Source organism: Nonomuraea sp. NPDC049607 (assembly GCF_040675375.1).
Lineage (GTDB): Bacteria > Actinomycetota > Actinomycetes > Streptosporangiales > Streptosporangiaceae > Nonomuraea.
This window is the reverse complement of record NZ_JBFAOV010000005.1, coordinates 148982-166584: the sequence shown is the minus strand read 5'-3', so window position 1 is coordinate 166584 and position 17603 is coordinate 148982. Positions and strand designations below refer to the sequence as shown.

Annotated in this window: 15 protein-coding genes; 7 read left to right on the top strand and 8 right to left on the bottom strand. The window is 74.5% G+C overall.

The window, feature by feature from the left end; all coding sequences use genetic code 11:
* Positions 1 to 10: 10 nt before the first annotated feature.
* On the top strand, positions 11 to 2197 hold the full coding sequence (locus AB0J97_RS12810; RefSeq protein ID WP_364087706.1) for an arylsulfatase: 2187 nt from the start codon (positions 11 to 13) through the stop codon (positions 2195 to 2197).
* Positions 2198 to 2315: 118 nt separating this feature from the next.
* Positions 2316 to 3503, top strand: a complete 1188-nt coding sequence (locus tag AB0J97_RS12805) for an MFS transporter (protein WP_364087703.1) — start codon at positions 2316 to 2318, stop codon at positions 3501 to 3503.
* A gap of 19 nt (positions 3504 to 3522) precedes the next feature.
* Here the strand turns inward: AB0J97_RS12805 and AB0J97_RS12800 are convergent, their stop codons facing one another.
* Genes AB0J97_RS12800 through AB0J97_RS12790 form a run of 3 tightly spaced genes read right to left on the bottom strand, consistent with a single transcriptional unit; the run spans position 3523 to position 5709 of the window.
* Complete coding sequence (locus tag AB0J97_RS12800; RefSeq protein WP_364087700.1) at positions 3523 to 3855, bottom strand: metalloregulator ArsR/SmtB family transcription factor; 333 nt, start codon at positions 3853 to 3855, stop codon at positions 3523 to 3525.
* Positions 3842 to 4273: an SRPBCC domain-containing protein gene (locus tag AB0J97_RS12795; protein WP_357696994.1), complete on the bottom strand. Its 432-nt coding sequence runs from the start codon at positions 4271 to 4273 to the stop codon at positions 3842 to 3844. Before AB0J97_RS12795 ends, AB0J97_RS12800 begins: the two co-directional genes overlap by 14 nt.
* Positions 4274 to 4332: 59 nt before the next feature.
* Positions 4333 to 5709 (bottom strand): MFS transporter, encoded by a 1377-nt coding sequence (locus tag AB0J97_RS12790; RefSeq protein ID WP_364087697.1) that lies wholly within the window; start codon positions 5707 to 5709, stop codon positions 4333 to 4335.
* 123 nt (positions 5710 to 5832) lie between these two features.
* Between AB0J97_RS12790 and AB0J97_RS12785 the strand changes: the two genes are divergently transcribed.
* From AB0J97_RS12785 to AB0J97_RS12765, 5 genes are all read left to right on the top strand, one after another.
* On the top strand, positions 5833 to 6597 hold the full coding sequence (locus AB0J97_RS12785) for an IclR family transcriptional regulator (RefSeq protein ID WP_364087691.1): 765 nt from the start codon (positions 5833 to 5835) through the stop codon (positions 6595 to 6597).
* A gap of 25 nt (positions 6598 to 6622) precedes the next feature.
* Positions 6623 to 7471, top strand: coding sequence for a fumarylacetoacetate hydrolase family protein (locus tag AB0J97_RS12780; RefSeq protein WP_357697000.1), 849 nt, complete (start codon positions 6623 to 6625; stop codon positions 7469 to 7471).
* Entirely contained in the window at positions 7471 to 8481 is a 1011-nt protein-coding gene (locus tag AB0J97_RS12775) for an alcohol dehydrogenase catalytic domain-containing protein (RefSeq protein WP_364087688.1), read from the top strand. The genes AB0J97_RS12780 and AB0J97_RS12775 overlap by 1 nt, the downstream gene beginning before the upstream one ends.
* 23 nt (positions 8482 to 8504) lie before the next feature.
* Positions 8505 to 11294, top strand: a complete 2790-nt coding sequence (locus tag AB0J97_RS12770; protein ID WP_364087686.1) for an FAD-binding and (Fe-S)-binding domain-containing protein — start codon at positions 8505 to 8507, stop codon at positions 11292 to 11294.
* A 69-nt stretch (positions 11295 to 11363) separates the two neighbouring features.
* Positions 11364 to 12917: a serine/threonine-protein kinase gene (locus tag AB0J97_RS12765; protein WP_364087684.1), complete on the top strand. Its 1554-nt coding sequence runs from the start codon at positions 11364 to 11366 to the stop codon at positions 12915 to 12917.
* Positions 12918 to 13082: 165 nt separating this feature from the next.
* Here AB0J97_RS12765 and AB0J97_RS12760 read toward each other — a convergent pair whose 3' ends face one another.
* From AB0J97_RS12760 to AB0J97_RS12740, 5 genes are all read right to left on the bottom strand, one after another.
* Positions 13083 to 14258 carry an ATP-binding protein gene (locus AB0J97_RS12760; RefSeq protein WP_364087682.1) on the bottom strand — a complete coding sequence of 392 codons (1176 nt, stop codon included), beginning with the start codon at positions 14256 to 14258 and terminating at the stop codon, positions 13083 to 13085.
* Positions 14255 to 14914 (bottom strand): response regulator transcription factor, encoded by a 660-nt coding sequence (locus AB0J97_RS12755; RefSeq protein ID WP_364087680.1) that lies wholly within the window; start codon positions 14912 to 14914, stop codon positions 14255 to 14257. The genes AB0J97_RS12760 and AB0J97_RS12755 overlap by 4 nt, the downstream gene beginning before the upstream one ends.
* 107 nt (positions 14915 to 15021) lie before the next feature.
* Positions 15022 to 15993: a prolyl aminopeptidase gene (gene pip / locus AB0J97_RS12750; RefSeq protein WP_364088065.1), complete on the bottom strand. Its 972-nt coding sequence runs from the start codon at positions 15991 to 15993 to the stop codon at positions 15022 to 15024.
* A gap of 50 nt (positions 15994 to 16043) precedes the next feature.
* Complete coding sequence (locus AB0J97_RS12745; RefSeq protein WP_364087678.1) at positions 16044 to 17030, bottom strand: xanthine dehydrogenase family protein subunit M; 987 nt, start codon at positions 17028 to 17030, stop codon at positions 16044 to 16046.
* On the bottom strand, positions 17027 to 17542 hold the full coding sequence (locus tag AB0J97_RS12740) for a 2Fe-2S iron-sulfur cluster-binding protein (RefSeq protein WP_364087676.1): 516 nt from the start codon (positions 17540 to 17542) through the stop codon (positions 17027 to 17029). The genes AB0J97_RS12745 and AB0J97_RS12740 overlap by 4 nt, the downstream gene beginning before the upstream one ends.
* Between the last annotated feature and the right edge of the window lie 61 nt (positions 17543 to 17603).

Genomic DNA, 17603 nt, shown 5'->3' with positions numbered 1-17603 from the left:
TGCCCCGAACGTGCTCGCCGTCGTCCTGGACGACACCGGCTTCGCCCAGCTCGGCTGCTTCGGCTCCGACATCGCCACCCCGCACATCGACCGGCTCGCGGCGGGCGGCCTGCGCTACAACCGGTTCCACGTCACGGCCCTGTGCTCGCCGTCGCGCGCCTGCTTCCTCACCGGGCGCAACCACCACGCGGTCGGCATGGGCTTCCTCGCCGACCTCCCGCTCGACCACCCCGGCTACACCGCCCGCATCCCGCGCTCGGCCGCGACCCTGCCGCGGATCCTGCGCGACCACGGCTACTCCACCCTGGCCGTCGGCAAGTGGCACCTCACGCCGCGCTACGAGCGCTCGGCCGCGGGCCCGTTCGGCCACTGGCCGCTCGGCCTGGGCTTCGAGCGCCACTACGGCTTTCTGCAGGGCGACACCAACCACTACGCGCCCAACCTCGTCCGGGACAACCACCACGTGGACCCGCCCGCCACCCCCGAGGAGGGCTACCACCTCACCGAAGACCTCGTCGACCAGGCCGTCCGTTACCTCGACGACCAGCGCCACGCCGCCCCCGGCAAGCCCTTCCTCCTCTATCTCGGCCTGGGCGCCACGCACTCGCCGCACCACGTCGGGCCCGAGTGGAGCGAGCCCTACCGCGGCCGCTTCGACCGGGGATGGGACGCCTGGCGGGAGGAGATCTTCCGGCGCCAGGTGGAGACCGGCGTCGTCCCGCCCGGCACCGTGCTCACCCCGCGCCCGGACTGGGTGCCCGCCTGGGACGACCTCACCGCCGACCGGCGCCGCCTGTACGCCCGCCAGCAGGAGGTCTTCGCGGGCTTCCTGACCCACGCCGACGCCCAGCTCGGCCGCCTGCTCGCCCATCTGGAGGAGACCGGGCGGCTCGACGACACCATCGTCGTGCTCTTCTCCGACAACGGCGCCAGTGCCGAGGGCGGCGTGGACGGCAGCGTCAACGAGCACCGTTTCTCCGCCGGCATCCGCGAGTCCCTGGAGGACAACCTCGCCCACCACGACGACTGGGGCGGCCCGCGCACCTACAACCACTACGCGTGGGGCTGGGCGTGGGCCGGGAACACGCCGTTCCGGCTGTGGAAGCGCTACACCTGGCTCGGCGGCACCCGTACGCCGCTCATCGTGCACTGGCCGGCCGGGATCACCGGCGGAGGCGCGGTGCGCGACCAGATCGTGCACGTCAACGACCTGTTCCCGACGCTCCTGGACGCCGTCGGCATCGAGCCGCCGGCGGTCGTGGACGGGATCGAGCAGCAGCCGGTCGACGGAGCCAGCTTCCTGGCCACGTTCGGCGACGCCGCCGCGCCCGCGCCGCGCGAGACCCAGTACTTCGAGATGCTGGGCTCACGTTCCCTCATCCACGGACGCTGGAAGGTCACCACCGACCACGTGTCCACGGGCGTCCTGGACGAGGAGGAGCTCCTGACCGGCAGCCGGGACCTCGACGGCGACCACTGGGCGCTGTTCGACCTGGCGGCCGACTTCTCCGAGGCCGCCGACGTGTCCGCCGACCATCCGGAGGTGGTCGCCGGGCTGCGGCGGCTGTGGGAGCGGGAGGCCGGGCGCAACAACGTCCTGCCGCTGTTCGACAACCTCGTGGCGCGCTTCGGCGCCCTCATCGGCCCGGCCTGGCCGCCCGGCGACGACCGCACGTTCCGGCCGGGGGCCTCGCCCGTGTGCGACGAGTCGCTGCCGCTGCTGTTCGGCGGCTTCCGCTGGACGGCCGAGATCGAGGCGGCGGCGGAGCCCGAAGGGGTGCTGTTCGCGCTGGGCGACTGGAACGGCGGCTTCGCCCTGTACGTCACGGAAGGCCGCCTGGCCTTCGCCTTCTCGCGGGCCGGGGAACTGCTGGAGCTCACCGCCGACCGTCCACTTCCCGCCGGCCGCCGGTCCGTGGGCGTCGTCCACACGACGGGTCCCGGAGGATCGGCGTTTCACCTGACGCAGGAGGACGTCGTGGTGGGCGCCCTGGCGTTCGACGGCCTGCTGCCGGTCGCGCTCCAGCACGGCGGGGCCGGGTTGCGGCTCGGCCACGACCTCGGCCTGCCCGTCTCCGACCGCTACCGCGTCCCGGCCCGGTGGAACGGGCGGCTGCTGTCGGTCCGGCTCCGGACGCCGGGCGCTGCCGCGCCCGACCTGCTCGCCGGACTCCGGACCGCGCTCCACGCCGACTGACAGCGCCTCCCGGGGAGCGGGAGGCGGGTGATGGTGTGGTCCGAAATCGGCCGGTGTCAGGGACGTCGTGGCTGGTTGGCTGGTTCGCCGTAGATCATTCCTTGTCCGGAACGGAACCATGGCAACCACCACCACCCTCGCCCCGCCGCGCCCGCCGCTGATCTCCTGGCTCGCGGTCGCCTCGATCACCCTGGGCATCTTCGCCATCGTCACCAGCGAGATCCTGCCCATCGGCCTGCTGACCACCATCGGCGCCGACTTCCGCGTCACCGACGGCACCGCCGGGCTCACCATGACGCTGCCCGGGTTCGTCGCCGCCGTCGCGGCCCCCGTCCTGACCGTGGCCACCGGCCGCCTGGACCGCCGCGTGATGCTCTGCGTCATGATGGCCGTGCTGGCCGCCGCCGACGTCCTGGCGGCCGTGGCCGGGGCCTACTGGGTCGTGCTGGTCTCGCGGGTGCTCGTCGGCCTCACCATCGGCGGCTTCTGGTCGATCGCGGCGGGGCTGGCCTCCCGGCTGGTGCCGCCGTCCGCCGTGGGCGCCGCCACGGCCCTGATCTTCTCGGCCGTGCCGCTGGGCTCGGTGCTCGGGGTGCCGGCCGGAACCCTCATCGGCCACCTGGCGGGCTGGCGGACGGCGTTCCTGGTGCTGGCCGGGCTGGCCGTGCTCGTGCTGCTCGCGCTGCTGACCCTGCTGCCGCCGCTGCCCGCCCGTCAGGCCACCGGCTCGCGCGTGCTGCTGGACCTGCTGCGCCTGCACGGCACCAGAATCGCGCTGCTGGCCACGTTCCTCGTCGTGCTGGCGCACTTCGGCACCTACACCTACGTCACCCCGTTCCTGGAGCACGTCACCCGGCTGTCCCCGGCCGCCGTCAGCGCCGTCCTGCTGGCGTACGGCGTGGCGGGGATCGCGGGCAACTTCCTGGCTGGCCGGGCCGTGGCCACCGCGCCGCGCGCGACGTTCGTCGTCTGCGGCGGCCTGATCGCGGCCGCCACCGCGCTGCTGCCCCTGGCCGGCACGTCCCAGGCCGGGGCCGTCGTGCTGCTGGTGCTGTGGGGGCTGGCCTACGGCGGAGTGCCGGTCTGCTCCCAGGCGTGGTTCCTGCGGGCCGCGCCCGGCACGCCGGAGGCGGCGACCGTCATCTTCACCTCTTCGTTCCAGGCGACCTTCGCCCTCGGCGCGCTGCTGGGCGGCGTGATCGTCGACGCCTACTCGGTATCGGCCGTGATGGTCGCCGGCGGGCTGGTCGCGCTGCTGATGGCCGGGTCCTTCTCCTGGCTCGCCCGTCCCCGCCGGGCCGCGTGAGCGGGGCGGGGACGGGCGGTCAGCCGTCGAGGTGGTTCCTCAGCGCGTCGAGGCGGCCGTCCCAGTCGCTCGCCAGCGCCGCCAGGAACTGCTGGGCCACCCGCATCGGGGCCGAGCGCAGCCGGTAGCGGACGCGGCGGCGCTCGCCCGGCTCGGCCGTCACCAGCCCGGCCTCGGCCAGCAGTGTCAGGTGCTTGGCGATCGCCTGCCGGGTGATCGGCAGGCGGGCGGCCAGGTCGGTCGCCGTGGCCGGGCCCCGGGAGGCCAGCTCGGCCAGGATGGCGCGCCGGCTCGGGTCGGCCAGGGCGACGAAGACCTGCTCGGCCACCGCCTCGATGTCAGGCGGCGTCAAGGTGCTCGACCAGCTCGCCCAGCTCGCTCGCCCACCCCTCGGTGTGGGCGTCGTACGCCTTGCGGTGGTGGTCGTCGGGGAGCTGGGCGAAGCCGGTCTCGACGACGGTCAGCCGCGTGCCCGTGCCGGCCGGTTCGAGGGTGAACTCGACGTACGTGCGGCGCAGGTCGTCCTCCGGCATGCCGAAGACCGGCCAGGTGAAGCCGAACACCGACGGCTCCTCCACACGCTCCACGCGCATGTCGACCGTGTGCCCGTGGCTCCAGCTCATCCGCGCCGGCCCGCCGGGACGCAGCTCGATCGCCGCCTCCTGGCCGAACCAGGCGGCCAGCCCCTCGGGGGTGGTGAGCGCGGCCCACACCTTGCCGGGCGGGTGCGCCAGCTCGACGGTGCGCTCGACTCGATCGGGGAATCCCATGACGACCTCCATATGCAGCAGGGAAAAGGTTGCCACATCTTGTGGCGACCGGTGGACGGTCACTGCTCCGGCCGTGGGTGCCGGCGCAGGCCGTAGGAGATGAGGGCGACGGCGGCGAGCGTCATCGCGACGTCCACCAGCAGGGCCAGGCGGATGCCGGCCAGCTCCCCGCCGCGCGTGGCGGCGACGGCGCCGAGGAGCGGGACGCCGACGGTGACGGCCACCTGCTGCGTCATGGACGTCAGCCCGGTCGCCAGCCCCTGTTCCTCGTCCGGCAGGCCCGAGGTCCCGGTGACGGTGTAGGCGACGATCGCGGTGACATGCCCGAAGAAGCCGACGAACAACGCGGGGACCAGCACCGCGAGCGCCGTCCAGCCGGTCCCGAGCAGGACGGTGGGCAGGGTCGCCAGGGCCTGGACCGTCATGCCCACGAGCAGCACCAGACGGCTGCCGTAGCGCCCGACGAACCGCCCCGCGATCACGCCGGCGACCACCGACGCCAGCCCGGGTATCCCGAACACCAGGCCCGTGGCCAGCGGTGACAGCCCCAGGACGCGTTGCAGGTACAGCGTCACCAGGAAGATCATGGCGGGCTCCATCGTGAAGATCACGAAGCCGGCGAAGTTGCCCCACTTCACCGTGGGCCGCCGCAGGATGCGCACCGGCGCGAGCGGCGCCGGCGCGCGCAGCTCGATCCGCCAGAACGCGCCCAGCAGCACCACGCCGACGACGGCCGCCACCAGGTCGGTCTCGACGGCCGCGTAGATCACGGCCAGCAGGCCGCCGGTCACGGTGACCGCGCCGGGCAGGTCCAGCCGCACCCGCTCCGGCAGCACGCTCTCGCGGATCAGGAACGGCGTCAGCACCACGATCGCCACCGCGACCGGCACGTTGAACAGGAACGCCGCCCGCCAGCTCAGCAGGCTGACCAGGGCGCCGCCGAGCAGCGCGCCGACGGTGAACCCGCCCGACAGCAGGGCGCCGTTCAGCCCGAGGACGCGGGCGCGCAGCGGGCCCTCCTTGAAGGTGGTGGTGAGCAGCGACAGCGCGGCGGGGATCGTCATCGCCGTGGCCAGGCCCTGCAGCACGCGGGCGGTCAGCAGCGTCCCGGGCCCGTCGGCGAAGCCGCCGAGGAGGGAGGCCCCGGCCAGGACGACCATGCCGGCCAGGAACAGCTTGCGGCGGCCGAACAGGTCCGCCGTCCGGCCGAACACGAGGGTGAACCCGGCCGCCGGCAGCGCGTACGCCGAGGTGATCCAGGGCCACTGGGCCGGGCTCAGCCCGACGCCCGCGCCGGCCTGGGGAAGGGCGACGTTCAGGATCGAGAAGTCGACCGCCAGCATGAAACCGGCGCCGAGCAGGACGAACGCGATCAATCGTTGTCTGCCGTCGAGGCGCGGCGGGGCGGCCTCAACGGTCGCGACAGGAACACTCATTGCGGCCTCCAACTAGTAGCAACCGAATGGTTGCCACATTATGGCAACCATTCGGTTGCGTCAACGGAGGGCGCGGAGGGAGCGAACTTCCGTTTTCCGGAACGGTGGTCTAACCTTCGGAACATGTCCGACAGCGACGCCAAGCTCGTGGGAGCCGACCGCGTGCTGGCCGTGCTGGCCGAGCTAGCCCGGCATCCCGACGGCATCGGGCTGGAGGAGATGGCCCGCGCGGTGTCCAGCCCGAAGCCGACCGCCCACCGCGCCCTGGCCGCGCTGCGCCGCGCCGGGTTCGCCGTCCGCAACGGCCACGGCCGTTACGTGCTCGGCGACGAGTTCCTGCGCATGGCCTTCGCCCATCACGAGGCCCGGCCCGACCACGTCCGCGTCACCCCGATCCTCCAGGCGCTGTGCGACCGCTACGGCGAGACCGTCCACTACGCGGTGCTGGAGGGCGCGTCGGTGGTCTACCGGTCCAAGCTCGACCCGCCGTCCGGCGCGGTGCGGCTGACCTCGGTCGTCGGCGGGCGCAACCCGGCCCACTGCACCGGTGTCGGCAAGGTGCTGCTGGCCGAGACGCTGCGCGACGAGGCCGCCGTGCGCGCCTGGGTGGGGGGCCGGCGGCTGGAACGGCCCACCGAACGCTCGATCGGCACCGCCGAGGAGCTGCACGCCGAGCTGGTGCGCGTCCGCGAGCAGGGCTACGCGGCCGACGACCAGGAGAACGAGCCGGGCGTCAACTGCGTGGCGGTCCCGGCGTACCTGACCTCGCCCACCGTGCCGAGCGGCGCGATCAGCATCAGCGGCCTGGCCTACCGCACGCCCCTGCGGGCGCTCGTGGAGGACGTGCCGGCCATCCGCGCGCTCGCCGCCGGACAAGACCTTCCCTGACCCCCGCAGAACTGGAGAGAATCCCTTGTACCTCATGCGCATCGGCGCGCCCGGCGCCGAGAAGCCGGTCGTCCGCGTGGACGACGACCACTACGTCGACGTCTCCGACCTCACCCCCGACTTCGACGAGCGCTTCTTCGCCGCGGGCGGCCCCGCCCTGCTCGCCGGACGGGTCGCCGACGGCCCCCGGCAGGCGTTCGCCGGCGAGCGGATCGGCGCGCCGATCGCCCGCCCGCACCAGATCCTGTGCATCGGCCTCAACTACAGCGACCACGCCGCCGAGACCGGCCAGGCCGTCCCCGCCGAGCCGATCCTGTTCACCAAGTCGCCCAACACCCTGGTCGGCCCGGACGACGACGTGCGCATCCCGCGCGGCGCCACCAAGACCGACTGGGAGGTGGAGCTCGGCATCGTGATCGGCAGGCGCACCTCCTACCTCGACTCACCGGCGGAGGCCGCGGCCGCGATCGCCGGCTACTGCGTGGTCAACGACGTCAGCGAGCGCGCCTTCCAGATGGAACGCGGCGGCCAGTGGAGCAAGGGCAAGTCGGCCGAGACGTTCAACCCGGCCGGCCCCTGGCTGGTCACCCCCGACGAGCTCGGCGACGTCCGCGACCTGGGCATGTGGCTGGACGTCAACGGCGTACGCCGCCAGACCGGCAACACCAAGACGATGATCTTCGACCCGTACGTCATCGTCCACCACCTGAGCCAGTTCATGGTGCTGGAGCCCGGCGACCTGATCAACACCGGCACCCCGCCCGGCGTCGGCATGGGCCACGACCCGCAGATCTGGCTGCGGCCCGGCGACGTGATGGAGCTCGGCATCGACGGGCTCGGCAGCCAGCGCCAGCGGGTCGTGGAGCCCCGGTAGTGCGGGCGCTCGTCCTGACCGGGCCGGGCGCGGCCGAGGTCCAGGAGGTCGAGCCCCCGTCCGCCGGGCCCGGCCAGGTCGTCGTGGACGTCGAGCGCGCCGGTGTGTGCGGCACCGACATGGAGCTGTTCAGCGGCGAGATGAGCTACCTGCGCACCGGCCGCTCCCGCTACCCGCTGCGCCCCGGCCACGAGTGGTGCGGGCGCGTCGCCGAGGTGGGCGAGGGCGTGGACCCGTCGTGGCTGGGGCGGCGGGTCGTCGGCGACACCATGCTCGGCTGCGGACGCTGCGACCGCTGCCGCCAGGGCCGCCACCACGTGTGCCCCGACCTGGCCGAGCTCGGCATCAGCCGGGGCGCCGCGGGGGCGCTGGCCGAGCGGCTGGCCGTCCCGGTCGCGGCGCTCCACGCACTGCCCGATACGGTGGACGAGACCTTGGGCGCGCTGGTCGAGCCCGGTGGCAACGCCTTACGCGCCGTCCGCGCGGCGGGGCTGGAGGCGGGGGAGCGGTTGCTGGTTCTGGGCACGGGCACGATCGGCCTGCTGGCCGCGCTGTTCGCGCGCGCCGGCGGCGCCGACGTGCACCTCATGGGCCGCGCCGAGGCCGACCTGCGCCTGGCCGCCGACCTCGGCTTCCGGCACGCCTGGACGCGGGCGACCCTGCCCGGCCTGCCCTGGCACGCCGTCCTCGACGCCACCAACGCCGCCGAGCTGCCCGCGTTCGCCCTCGGCCTGGCCGAACCCGCCCGCCGCGTCGTCTACATCGGCCTGGCCGGCACGCCGTCCACGCTCGACACCCGCGACCTGGTGCTCAAGGACGTCACCGCGGTCGGCGTCCTGGGGGGCTCGGCGGGGCTGGCCGGGGCCATCGACGCCTACGCCGGCGGCTCGGTGGACGCCCGTTCGCTGGTGGCCGCCACGGTCGGGCTGGCGGACACGGCCGGCGTCCTGGCCGGACGGCGACCGTCCGGCGCCGGCCCGGGGCCCAAGATCCACATCGACCCCCGGTAATGAACTCGGAAGTGAGCACGAGCATGACCCACCGTGAACCGCGACGGCTGAACGCGCCGGACGCCGCCGTCCTGGCGGCGGTCGAGACGGCCGTCCCGGGGATCACCCGCGCCCGCGCGAGCGACCGGCTCGGCATGGCCCACGACGCCTCCCACTACCTGCTGACCCCGCAGGCCGTGCTGGTGGCCGAGAGCGCCGGCCAGGTCGCCGCGCTGCTGCGCACCGGCCTGCCGCTGACGTTCCGCTCCGGGGGCACCAGCCTGAGCGGCCAGGGCGTCAGCGAGCACCTGCTCGTGGACACCCGCCGGCACTTCCGCTCGATCGAGGTCCTCGACGGCGGCGCCCGGGTACGGGTCCAGCCCGGCGCGGTGCTGCGGCAGGTCAACGCCCGCCTGGCCCCGTACGGGCGCAAGCTGGGCCCCGACCCGGCCAGCGAGTCGGCCTGCACGATCGGCGGCGTCGTGGCCAACAACTCCAGCGGCATGACCTGCGGCACGCACGCCAACACCTACCAGACGCTGGAGTCGATGACGCTGGTGCTGCCGAGCGGCACCGTCGTCGACACCGGCGCCCCCGACGCCGACGAGCGGCTGCGCGCCCTGGAGCCCGACCTCGCGGCCGGCCTCGAACGGCTGCGCGACCGCGTGCGCGGCAACCCCGACTCGGTGCGCCGCGTCCAGGCCCAGTTCTCGCTGAAGAACACCATGGGCTACGGCCTGAACAGCTTCCTCGACCACGACGGCCCGGCGCAGATCCTCGCCCACCTGGTCATCGGCAGCGAGGGCACCCTCGGCTTCGTCGCCGAGGCCGTCTTCCGCACCGTCCCCGCCCATCGGCTGGCCGCCACCGGCCTGCTCGTCTTCCCGACGCTGCGGGCGGCGATGGCCACGATGCCGGAGCTGGTGGCCGCCGGGCCCGCCGCCGTCGAGCTGCTGGACGCCGAGTCGCTGCGCGTCGCGCAGACCGACCCCAAGGCCGACGACGCGCTGCGCGCGCTGGCCGTCGCCGAGCACGCCGCGCTGCTGATCGAATGGCAGGAGACCGACGCCGAGCTGCTCACCGAGCGCGAACAGGCCGCCGAGCGGCTCTTCGCCGGGCTGCGCCTGGCCACCCCCGCCCGGCTGAGCAGGGAGGCCGGCGGCCGGGCCGCGCTGTGGCACATCCGCAAGGGCCTGTACGCCACCGTCGCCGGCGCCCGCCCCAGCGGCACGACCGCCCTGCTGGAGGACGTCGCCGTCCCCGTGCCCGCCCTGGCCGACCTGTGCGACGACCTGACCCGCCTGTTCGCCGAGCACCGCTACGAGCGCAGCGTCGTCTTCGGCCACGCCAAGGACGGCAACCTGCACTTCATGCTCAACGAGCGCTTCGCCACCGACCTCGACCGCTACGCCGAGTTCACCGAGGACATGGTCGAGGCCGTCCTGGCCAGGGGCGGCACGCTGAAGGCCGAGCACGGCACCGGCCGCGTCATGGCCCCGTTCGTGCGCCGCCAGTACGGCGACGAGCTGTACGAGGTGATGCGCGAGGTCAAACGCCTGTGCGACCCGGCCGGAACGCTCAACCCCGGCGTCGTCCTCACCGACGACCCCGAGGCCCACCTGCGCGACCTCAAGACCGTCGTGACCGTCGAACCCGAGGTCGACCGCTGCGTCGAGTGCGGCTACTGCGAGCCGGTCTGCCCCAGCCGCGACCTGACCACCACCCCGCGCCAGCGCATCGTGCTGCGCCGCGAGCTGGCCGCGGCCCGGGCGGCCGGCGACGACGCCCTGGCCCGCGAGCTGGAGGACGCCTACGCCTACGACGCCGTGGACACCTGCGCCGTGGACGGCATGTGCGCCACCGCCTGCCCCGTCCTCATCAACACCGGCGACCTGACCAAACGCCTGCGCGCCGAGCGCCACGGCCGGTCCGCCCGCCGGGCCTGGACGAGCGCCGCCCGCCACTGGGACGGCGTCACCCGCGCCATGAACCTGGCCCTCGACACCGCCGCCGCCGTCCCGCCCGCGCTCCCGGAGGCCGCCTCCCGCGCCGCCCGCGCCCTGGCCGGCGCGGACGACGTCCCGAGCTGGAGCCGCGACCTGCCGCGCGGCGGGACCAGGCGCCGCCCGTCCCCGGCCGGGGGCGCCGACGCCGTCTACCTGCCGTCCTGCCTGAACACCCTTTTCGCCCCCGCCGACGGCGGCCCCGGCGTGATGACCGCCTTCCAGCGCCTGGCCGCCCGCGCGGGGGTGACGCTGCACGTCCCCGAGAAGATCGCCAGCCTGTGCTGCGGCACCCCGTGGTCGTCCAAGGGCTTCGCCGGAGGCCAGGAGGCCATGGGCGAGCGCGTCGGCGACGTGCTCGCGCGGGCCACCGACGGCGGCCGCCTGCCCGTGGTCAGCGACGCCGCCTCCTGCACCGAGGGCTACGCCCACCTGGTGCCCGGCCTCCAGGTGGTCGACGCGGTCGCCTTCACCGCCGAGCACATCCTGCCCCGCCTGCCCGAGGCGCGCCGCCTGCCGTCGCTGGCGCTCCACCCGACCTGCTCCTCCACCCGCCTCGGCCTGGACGCCGCCGTCGCCCGCGTCGCCGAGGCGGTCGCCGAGCAGGTGGTGATCCCGGACGGCTGGCAGTGCTGCGCCTTCGCCGGCGACCGCGGCCTGCTGCACCCCGAGCTGACCGCCTCGGCCACCCGCGCCGAGGCCGCCTCCGTGGCCGAGGCGGGCTGCGCCGCCCACGCCTCGGTCAACCGCACCTGCGAGCTGGGCCTGACCCGCGCCACCGGCCAGACCTACCGGCATCTCCTGGAGCTCCTCGACGAAGCAACCGCCTGAGGGGGCGCGCTTTACACCGATGGTCAATAAGATCGTCGCTGTTGCGAAGATCCGGCGATCGGGAGCACGATGAGCGACCCCGGCGGTTTCGGCCCCCTGGAGATGGACGAGCACGAGCGGATCGGTCCCTACCGGATCGTGGGCCGGATGGGCGCGGGCGGCATGGGCGTCGTCTACGCCGGGGTCGCGCCCGACGGGGCCCGGGTCGCGGTCAAGGTCATCCATCCGGGGCTGGCGGCCGACCCGCACTTCCACGACCGGTTCGTCCGCGAGGTGGAGGTGCTGTCGCGGGTGCGCGGGCGATGCACGGTCGCGGTCCTGTCCGCCGACACCGCCGCCTCGCCGCCGTGGCTGGCCACCGAGTTCGTGCCCGGCCAGACGCTGACCGATCACGTACGCGACCACGGGCCGCTGCCGCCGGACGAGCTGGGTGCGTTCGGGGTGGACATCGCCGAGGCGCTCACCGACATCCACCGGGCCGGGATCGTCCACCGCGACCTCAAGCCGGGCAACGTGATCGTGGCCGCGTCCGGGGCGAAGGTGCTGGACTTCGGCATCGCGCGGGCCCTCGACGAGAGCGGGCTGACCGGCACCGGCGCGCTCATCGGCTCGCCCGGCTGGATCAGCCCCGAGCAGTACCGGGGTGACCAGGCCGACGCCGCCGCCGACGTCTTCGCCTGGGGCGCGCTGATGGTCTACGCCGCGACCGGGCGGCCGCCGTTCGGGATCGGGGCGCCGGACGTGCTCGCCTACCGGGTCATGAGCGTCGATCCCGACCTGTCCGAGGTGCCCGAGGGCGTGCGCGACCTGGTCCGTGGGGCGCTCGCCAAGGACCGGGCGGCGCGTCCGGGGTCCGGCGACCTGCTCGCCGCACTCCGCTCGGGGTCGGGCACCGTGCTTCTGCCGCGGCCGCCGTCCGGCACGCTCAGCCTGACGCCGCCGCCACCTCCGCCCGGCACGCTCTCCCTGACGCCGCCGCCCCCGTCTGGCGGGCAGGGGCCGCCGTCCCCGTCCGGGAGGCGGGCGCCGCTGTGGCCGGTGGCGGTCGCCGCCGTGGCGGTCGTCGCGGTCGTGGGGGTCGGCGCGGCGTTCGCGCTGAACGCGGCCGGGACGCCGGAGGCGCTGCAGTCCCCGGACGACGGCCCCACCACCTCCGCCTACACCGACCCGCCCGCCACCTCCGCCGACCCGGACCCGACGGACACCCCCGAGGAGAGCGAGACCCCCGAGGAGACGCACACCCCGGAGGACACCCCGACCGAGACCGGCACCCCGGAGGAGACCCCCGAGAAGACGCCCGAGGACACGCCCACCACGCACAGGCCCCGCGCGCTGCCGTGCGCGTCCTCGGGCTCGATCCTGCGCGAGGCCGCCGCGCTGAACGGCGGCAGCCTTCCCCAGGACGCCGTGGTCGCCCGCAAACGCTGCGTCGGCTCCTGGGTCGCCGCGGAGCTCAGCTCGCCGAGCGTCGGCGGCATCGACCTCATCGCCCGGCGGAACGCCACACGGTTCCTCGACGCCGACATCGGCAGCAACTTCTGCTCCCAGCAGGACCGCCCGGCGTTGCTGGCGAACGCCCCCGCCTCGATCAAGAGCTTCCTGTGCCCCCAGGGCTTCGGCTGACCCCCCCGCGTGCCGTCGGCGCCCGCCGCAGTTCGAGGCAGCCGTCGAAGGCCGGTCCGGAGCAGCTTCGGCCACCTCCAGGGAGAGTTCGGGTTCGTCGGCGCGATCGGGGGCCGGGCGGCGGGTCCGGATCTGTCGTGCGGCTCGTGGTGCGTTGACAGGACGTCATTCGCCGGACGGCAGCGGGATGCGCACCGACACCAGCGTCCCCTCGCCGGGCGCGGCCTCGACGTCGGCGCTGCCGCCCACCGCGCGGGCGCTCTCCCGGATGGACCGGGCGATGCCGAGGCCGGTCGTGGGCGCGTCCGGGTCGAAGCCGCTGCCGTGGTCGAGCACGCTCAGCGCCAGCGTCCCGGACCGGCACTCCGCCCGCACCACGGCGTGCCGCACGCCCGCGTGCTTGCGCACGTTCGTCAGCGCCTCGCGCAGGATGCCGCTCAGCGCCTCGACGACCTCGGCGGGCATGCCCTCGCGTTCCGGCGCGGAACGCAGCCGTCCCGCGTTGAACTCCACCCGCAACCCGCTGCCGACGGCCTGCCGCACCACCTCCTCCAGAGCGGCCACGACGTCCTCGGCCGGGTCACCGTCGTCGCCGCGCAGGAAGGCGCGCAGCCACTGCGACTCCTCCGCCACCCGCGCCCTGACCGAGGCGTCGGCGATCCAGCCGTCGCGGGTCAGCGCCTCCATGGTCTGCAGGATCCGGTCGTGCAGCACGCGGGCCGTCCGGCCGCGCTCGCGCTCCTGCGACAGCTGCGCCGAGCGGCGCAGCTCTCCGGCCCTGGCCTCGTCCAGGTCGCGGGCGGTCCTGAACAGGATGCGCATGACGTACGCGGCCATCGTGGCGTTCGTCGTCAGCCCGGCGACGTGCGGCAGGCCGGCCCACCACGCCAGATCCGCCTGGACGTAACCGAGGACCAGCGCGCCGCCCAGCGCCGCCGTCCACGCCAGCACGACCGGGAACGTGCGGAAGGAGATCCCGGCCATGATGCCGACGAGCAGCACGTACGGCAGGACCGTGCCCGGCCAGCCGTCGGTCACCCGCGAGCCCGCGTAGTGACCGGCGGCCAGCACCGCCACGGTCACCAGGCCCAGGTCCGCGGCGAGCAGCGCGCGCGGCGCGAGCGCGGCGCGGACGGTCGTGACCACGCACACCAGCAGGCTGACGGCCCCCATCACGCCCAGCAGGTACGGCAGCGGCCCAAGCGTCAGCCACCGCCCGTCGCCCAGGACCTCCAGCGACCCGCACAGCACCAGCGCGCCCACCCGGACGACCACCATGGTGATGGCCCGGCTGCGCTCGATGCCGGCGACCGCCGTCCCCGGCGGGCGCGGGGGGCTCACGGCCGGTCGCGGCGTTCGAGCCGGTTGAGCGCCGCGCGCGTGAGCTCGGCCTTGTTGCCGACCTGGAGCTTGGCCCTGATGCGCTCGACGTAGGTGTCGACCGTGGCCTTGCTGACACCCATCCGGCGGCCCACCTGGGCGTGGGTGAAGCCCTGGGCGATGTAGGACAGGGTCTCCTCCTCCCGGGCCGACAGCCGGGGCCTCGCCTCGGCGTCCTCGCCGCCACCGTCCCCGGCGGGCGGACGGGTGGTGTCGTCCAGCTCGCTCTGCAGGATGTCGGCCAGGCCCGCCGACAGGTAGAAGCCGCCCGTGGCCACCGTGCGCACGGCGGCGACGATGAGCTCGGAGGGGGCGTCCTTGGTGACGTAGCCGTTGGCTCCGCCGCGGATCGCCGCCAGTACGTCGGCGGGCCGTCCCGAGGCCGACACGATGAGGACCCGCGTGACGGCGGCCAGCTCCTTGACCGCGGCCAGGCACGGCCGGTCCTCGGCCAGGTAGAGGTCGAGGATCAGCACGTCGTACCCGGCGTCGAAGCCGCGCAGGTCCCCGACGGACGAGCCCCGCAGCACCACCTTCAGGTCCTCGTGCCGGTGAAGGAGGTACTCCAGCCCATGGCGGATCAGCTCGTGGTCGTCGATCACGGCGATCCGGATCACGTCTTGCTCCGCGGCAGGCTGCGAACGTGGTGACATGTCAACAACGGTGAGCAGAGGTGCACGGAACCAGCAAGTCCCGCAAAACCACTACAAATTCGTAGTGTAGATCACGAATCGTGTGGTGCACGGGCCTTCCGGCGGTAGCCGTCGGTGGCCCTGACGAGCTCGTGCAGGGTGCCCGGTTCGGCGCCGCCGTGGCCGGCGTCCTCGACGATCCGCAGCTCGGCCTCCGGCCAGGCGCGGTGCAGCTCCCAGGCGGCGTCGGGCGGCGTCTTCATGTCGTAGCGGCCGTTGACGATGACGCAGGGGACGTGCCGGATCGCCGCCACGTCGAGCAGCTCGCCCTCCTCCAGGAAGCAGCGCCGGGTGAAGTAGTGCGCCTCGATCCGGGCGAAGCCCAGCACCTCCCGGTCCTCCAGGGGCGGGGGAGGGACGGGCAGCAGCGTGTTGGCCGCCAGCTCCCACGCCGCCCACGCCCGCGCCGCCGGCAGGTGCACCTCCGGGTCCGGGTCGAACAGGCGGCGGTGGTAGGCGGCGAGCAGGTCGTCCCGCTCGGGCTCCGGGATCGCGTCGCGGAAGGCCGTCCACTCCGCGGGGAACAGCCGGGCCGCCCCCGAGCCGGTGAACGCCCACTCCTCGTCGGCCGCGCTCGCCAGGTAGACGCCGCGCAGCACCAGCTCGGTCACCCGGCCGGGGTGCCGGCGCGCGTACGCCAGGGCCAGGGTCGTCCCCCACGAGCCGCCGAACACCTGCCAGCGGTCGATCCCGAGCCGCCGTCTGAGCAGCTCCATGTCCGCGACCAGGTGCCAGGTCGTGTTGGCCGCCAGCGACACGCCGGGGTCGCCCGCGTGCGGGCGGCTGCGTCCGCAGTTGCGCTGGTCGAACAGGACGATCCGGTAGGCGGCCGGGTCGAAGAAGCGGCGCTGCACCGGCAGCAGGCCGCCGCCGGGGCCGCCGTGGAGGACGACGACCGGCTTGCCGTCGGGGTTGCCGCAGGTCTCCCAGTAGATCTCGGCGCCGTCGCCGACGTCGAGCAGGCCGCTCTCGTAGGGCTCGACGGGCGGGTAGAACGTCCTCAGCGTCATGGTTACCAGACCTACTCGCCCGGGACGCCGGGCGCGCGGCGGATCTACGGCGTGATGGCGGCGAGTTCGGTGAGGGTGCGGCGGACCAGGCGGGCGGCCAGGATCGGCTTGAAGCCGTTGTGCCGCAGCGGGCGGGCGTCGGCCAGGGCCAGGCTCGCGGCCCGCTCGAAGGAGGCCGCGTCCGCCGTCGCTCCTTCCAGCAGGTCCTCGGCCGCGCGGGCGCGCCACGGCTTGTGCGCCACCCCGCCGAGCGCTACCCGGGCGAACACGATCCGGCCGTCCTCGACGTGCAGCAGCAGCGCCGTGCTCACCAGCGCGAACGCGAACCCGGCCCGGTCCCTGACCTTGGCGTACGTCCCGTGTCCCGGCGGCGCGGGCGGCAGGTCCACGCTGGTGACCAGTTCGCCGTCCCGCAGCACGGTCTCCACCTGCGGCGTCAGGCCGGGCAGGACGTGGAAGCCGGTGAACGGGACGCTCCGCTCCCCTTCGGGCCCCGTCAGGTTGACGGTCGCGTCGAGGACGGCCAGCGCCACGCACATGTCCGACGGGTGGACGGCCACGCAGCTCGGGCTCGCCCCCAGGACGGCGTGCGCGCGGTTGAAGCCCTCCAGCGCGTCGCAGCCCGCGCCGGGCGTGCGCTTGTTGCAGGCGGCGCCGGTGTCGTAGAAGTAGCGGCAGCGCGTACGTTGCAGCAGGTTGCCGCCGACGGTCGCCCGGTTGCGCAGCTGCGGCGAGGCGCCCGCCAGGATGGCGCGGGCGAGCACCGGATACCGCCGCCGCACCCGCGCGTCGGCCGCCACCTGGGTGTTGCCGGCCAGCGCGCCGAGCCGCAGGCCGCCGCCGGGCAGGTCCTCGACGGCCGACAGCGGCAGGCCCGAGATGTCCACGACCCGGGCCGGACGCTCGACCTCCTCCCGCAGGAGGTCGACCAGGTTCGTCCCGCCGGCCAGGTAGCGGGCCGGGCCGTCGTCCGAGGCCATCGCGACGGCCTCCGCCACGCTCGCCGCCCGCAGGTAGACGAACTCCCTCACGTCGCGGCCACCTCCCTGATGGCGGCGGCGATGTGGTGGTACGTCCCGCACCGGCACACGTTGCCCGCCATGCGCTCGCCGAGCTCGGCGTCGGTCAGCTCGCCCGGGGGAGCGGTCAGGTCGGGCGTCGCGGCGCTGGGCACGCCGTCCCGGAGCTCGGCCAGCAGGCCGACGGCCGAGCAGACCTGGCCGGGTGTGCAGTATCCGCACTGCAGCGCGTCGTGCCGGACGAACGCCTCCTGCACCCGCGCCCCCAGCTCGTCGTCGGCCAGGCCCTCGACGGTGACGATCTCCATCCCCACGCACTGGACGGCGAGCAGCAGGCACGCGTAGACCCGCAGGCCGTCGGCCAGGACGGTGCACGTGCCGCAGGCTCCCTGGTCGCAGCCCTTCTTCGTGCCGGTCAGGCGGAGGTGGTCGCGCAGGAAGTCGAGCAGTGACACGCGCGGGTCCGCCGGCGGCTCGTGCGGCTGCCCGTTGACGCGCAGCCGGAGCGGGGCACGGCCGTCCATCCCATCCCTCCGACCGTACGGACTGTGGTGATCACCGTAACCCGGGCCGGGTGGGGCGGCG

Excerpts from the sequence above, each read along its gene's own strand:
- AB0J97_RS12805 (WP_364087703.1), top strand. The coding sequence starts at position 2,316 with ATGGCAACCACCACCACCCTCGCCCCGCCGCGCCCGCCGCTGATCTCC.
- AB0J97_RS12765 (WP_364087684.1), top strand. The coding sequence starts at position 11,364 with ATGAGCGACCCCGGCGGTTTCGGCCCCCTGGAGATGGACGAGCACGAG.
- AB0J97_RS12795 (WP_357696994.1), bottom strand. The coding sequence starts at position 4,273 with ATGGGATTCCCCGATCGAGTCGAGCGCACCGTCGAGCTGGCGCACCCG.
- AB0J97_RS12785 (WP_364087691.1), top strand. The coding sequence starts at position 5,833 with ATGTCCGACAGCGACGCCAAGCTCGTGGGAGCCGACCGCGTGCTGGCC.
- AB0J97_RS12740 (WP_364087676.1), bottom strand. The coding sequence starts at position 17,542 with ATGGACGGCCGTGCCCCGCTCCGGCTGCGCGTCAACGGGCAGCCGCAC.
- AB0J97_RS12790 (WP_364087697.1), bottom strand. The coding sequence starts at position 5,709 with ATGAGTGTTCCTGTCGCGACCGTTGAGGCCGCCCCGCCGCGCCTCGAC.
- AB0J97_RS12770 (WP_364087686.1), top strand. The coding sequence starts at position 8,505 with ATGACCCACCGTGAACCGCGACGGCTGAACGCGCCGGACGCCGCCGTC.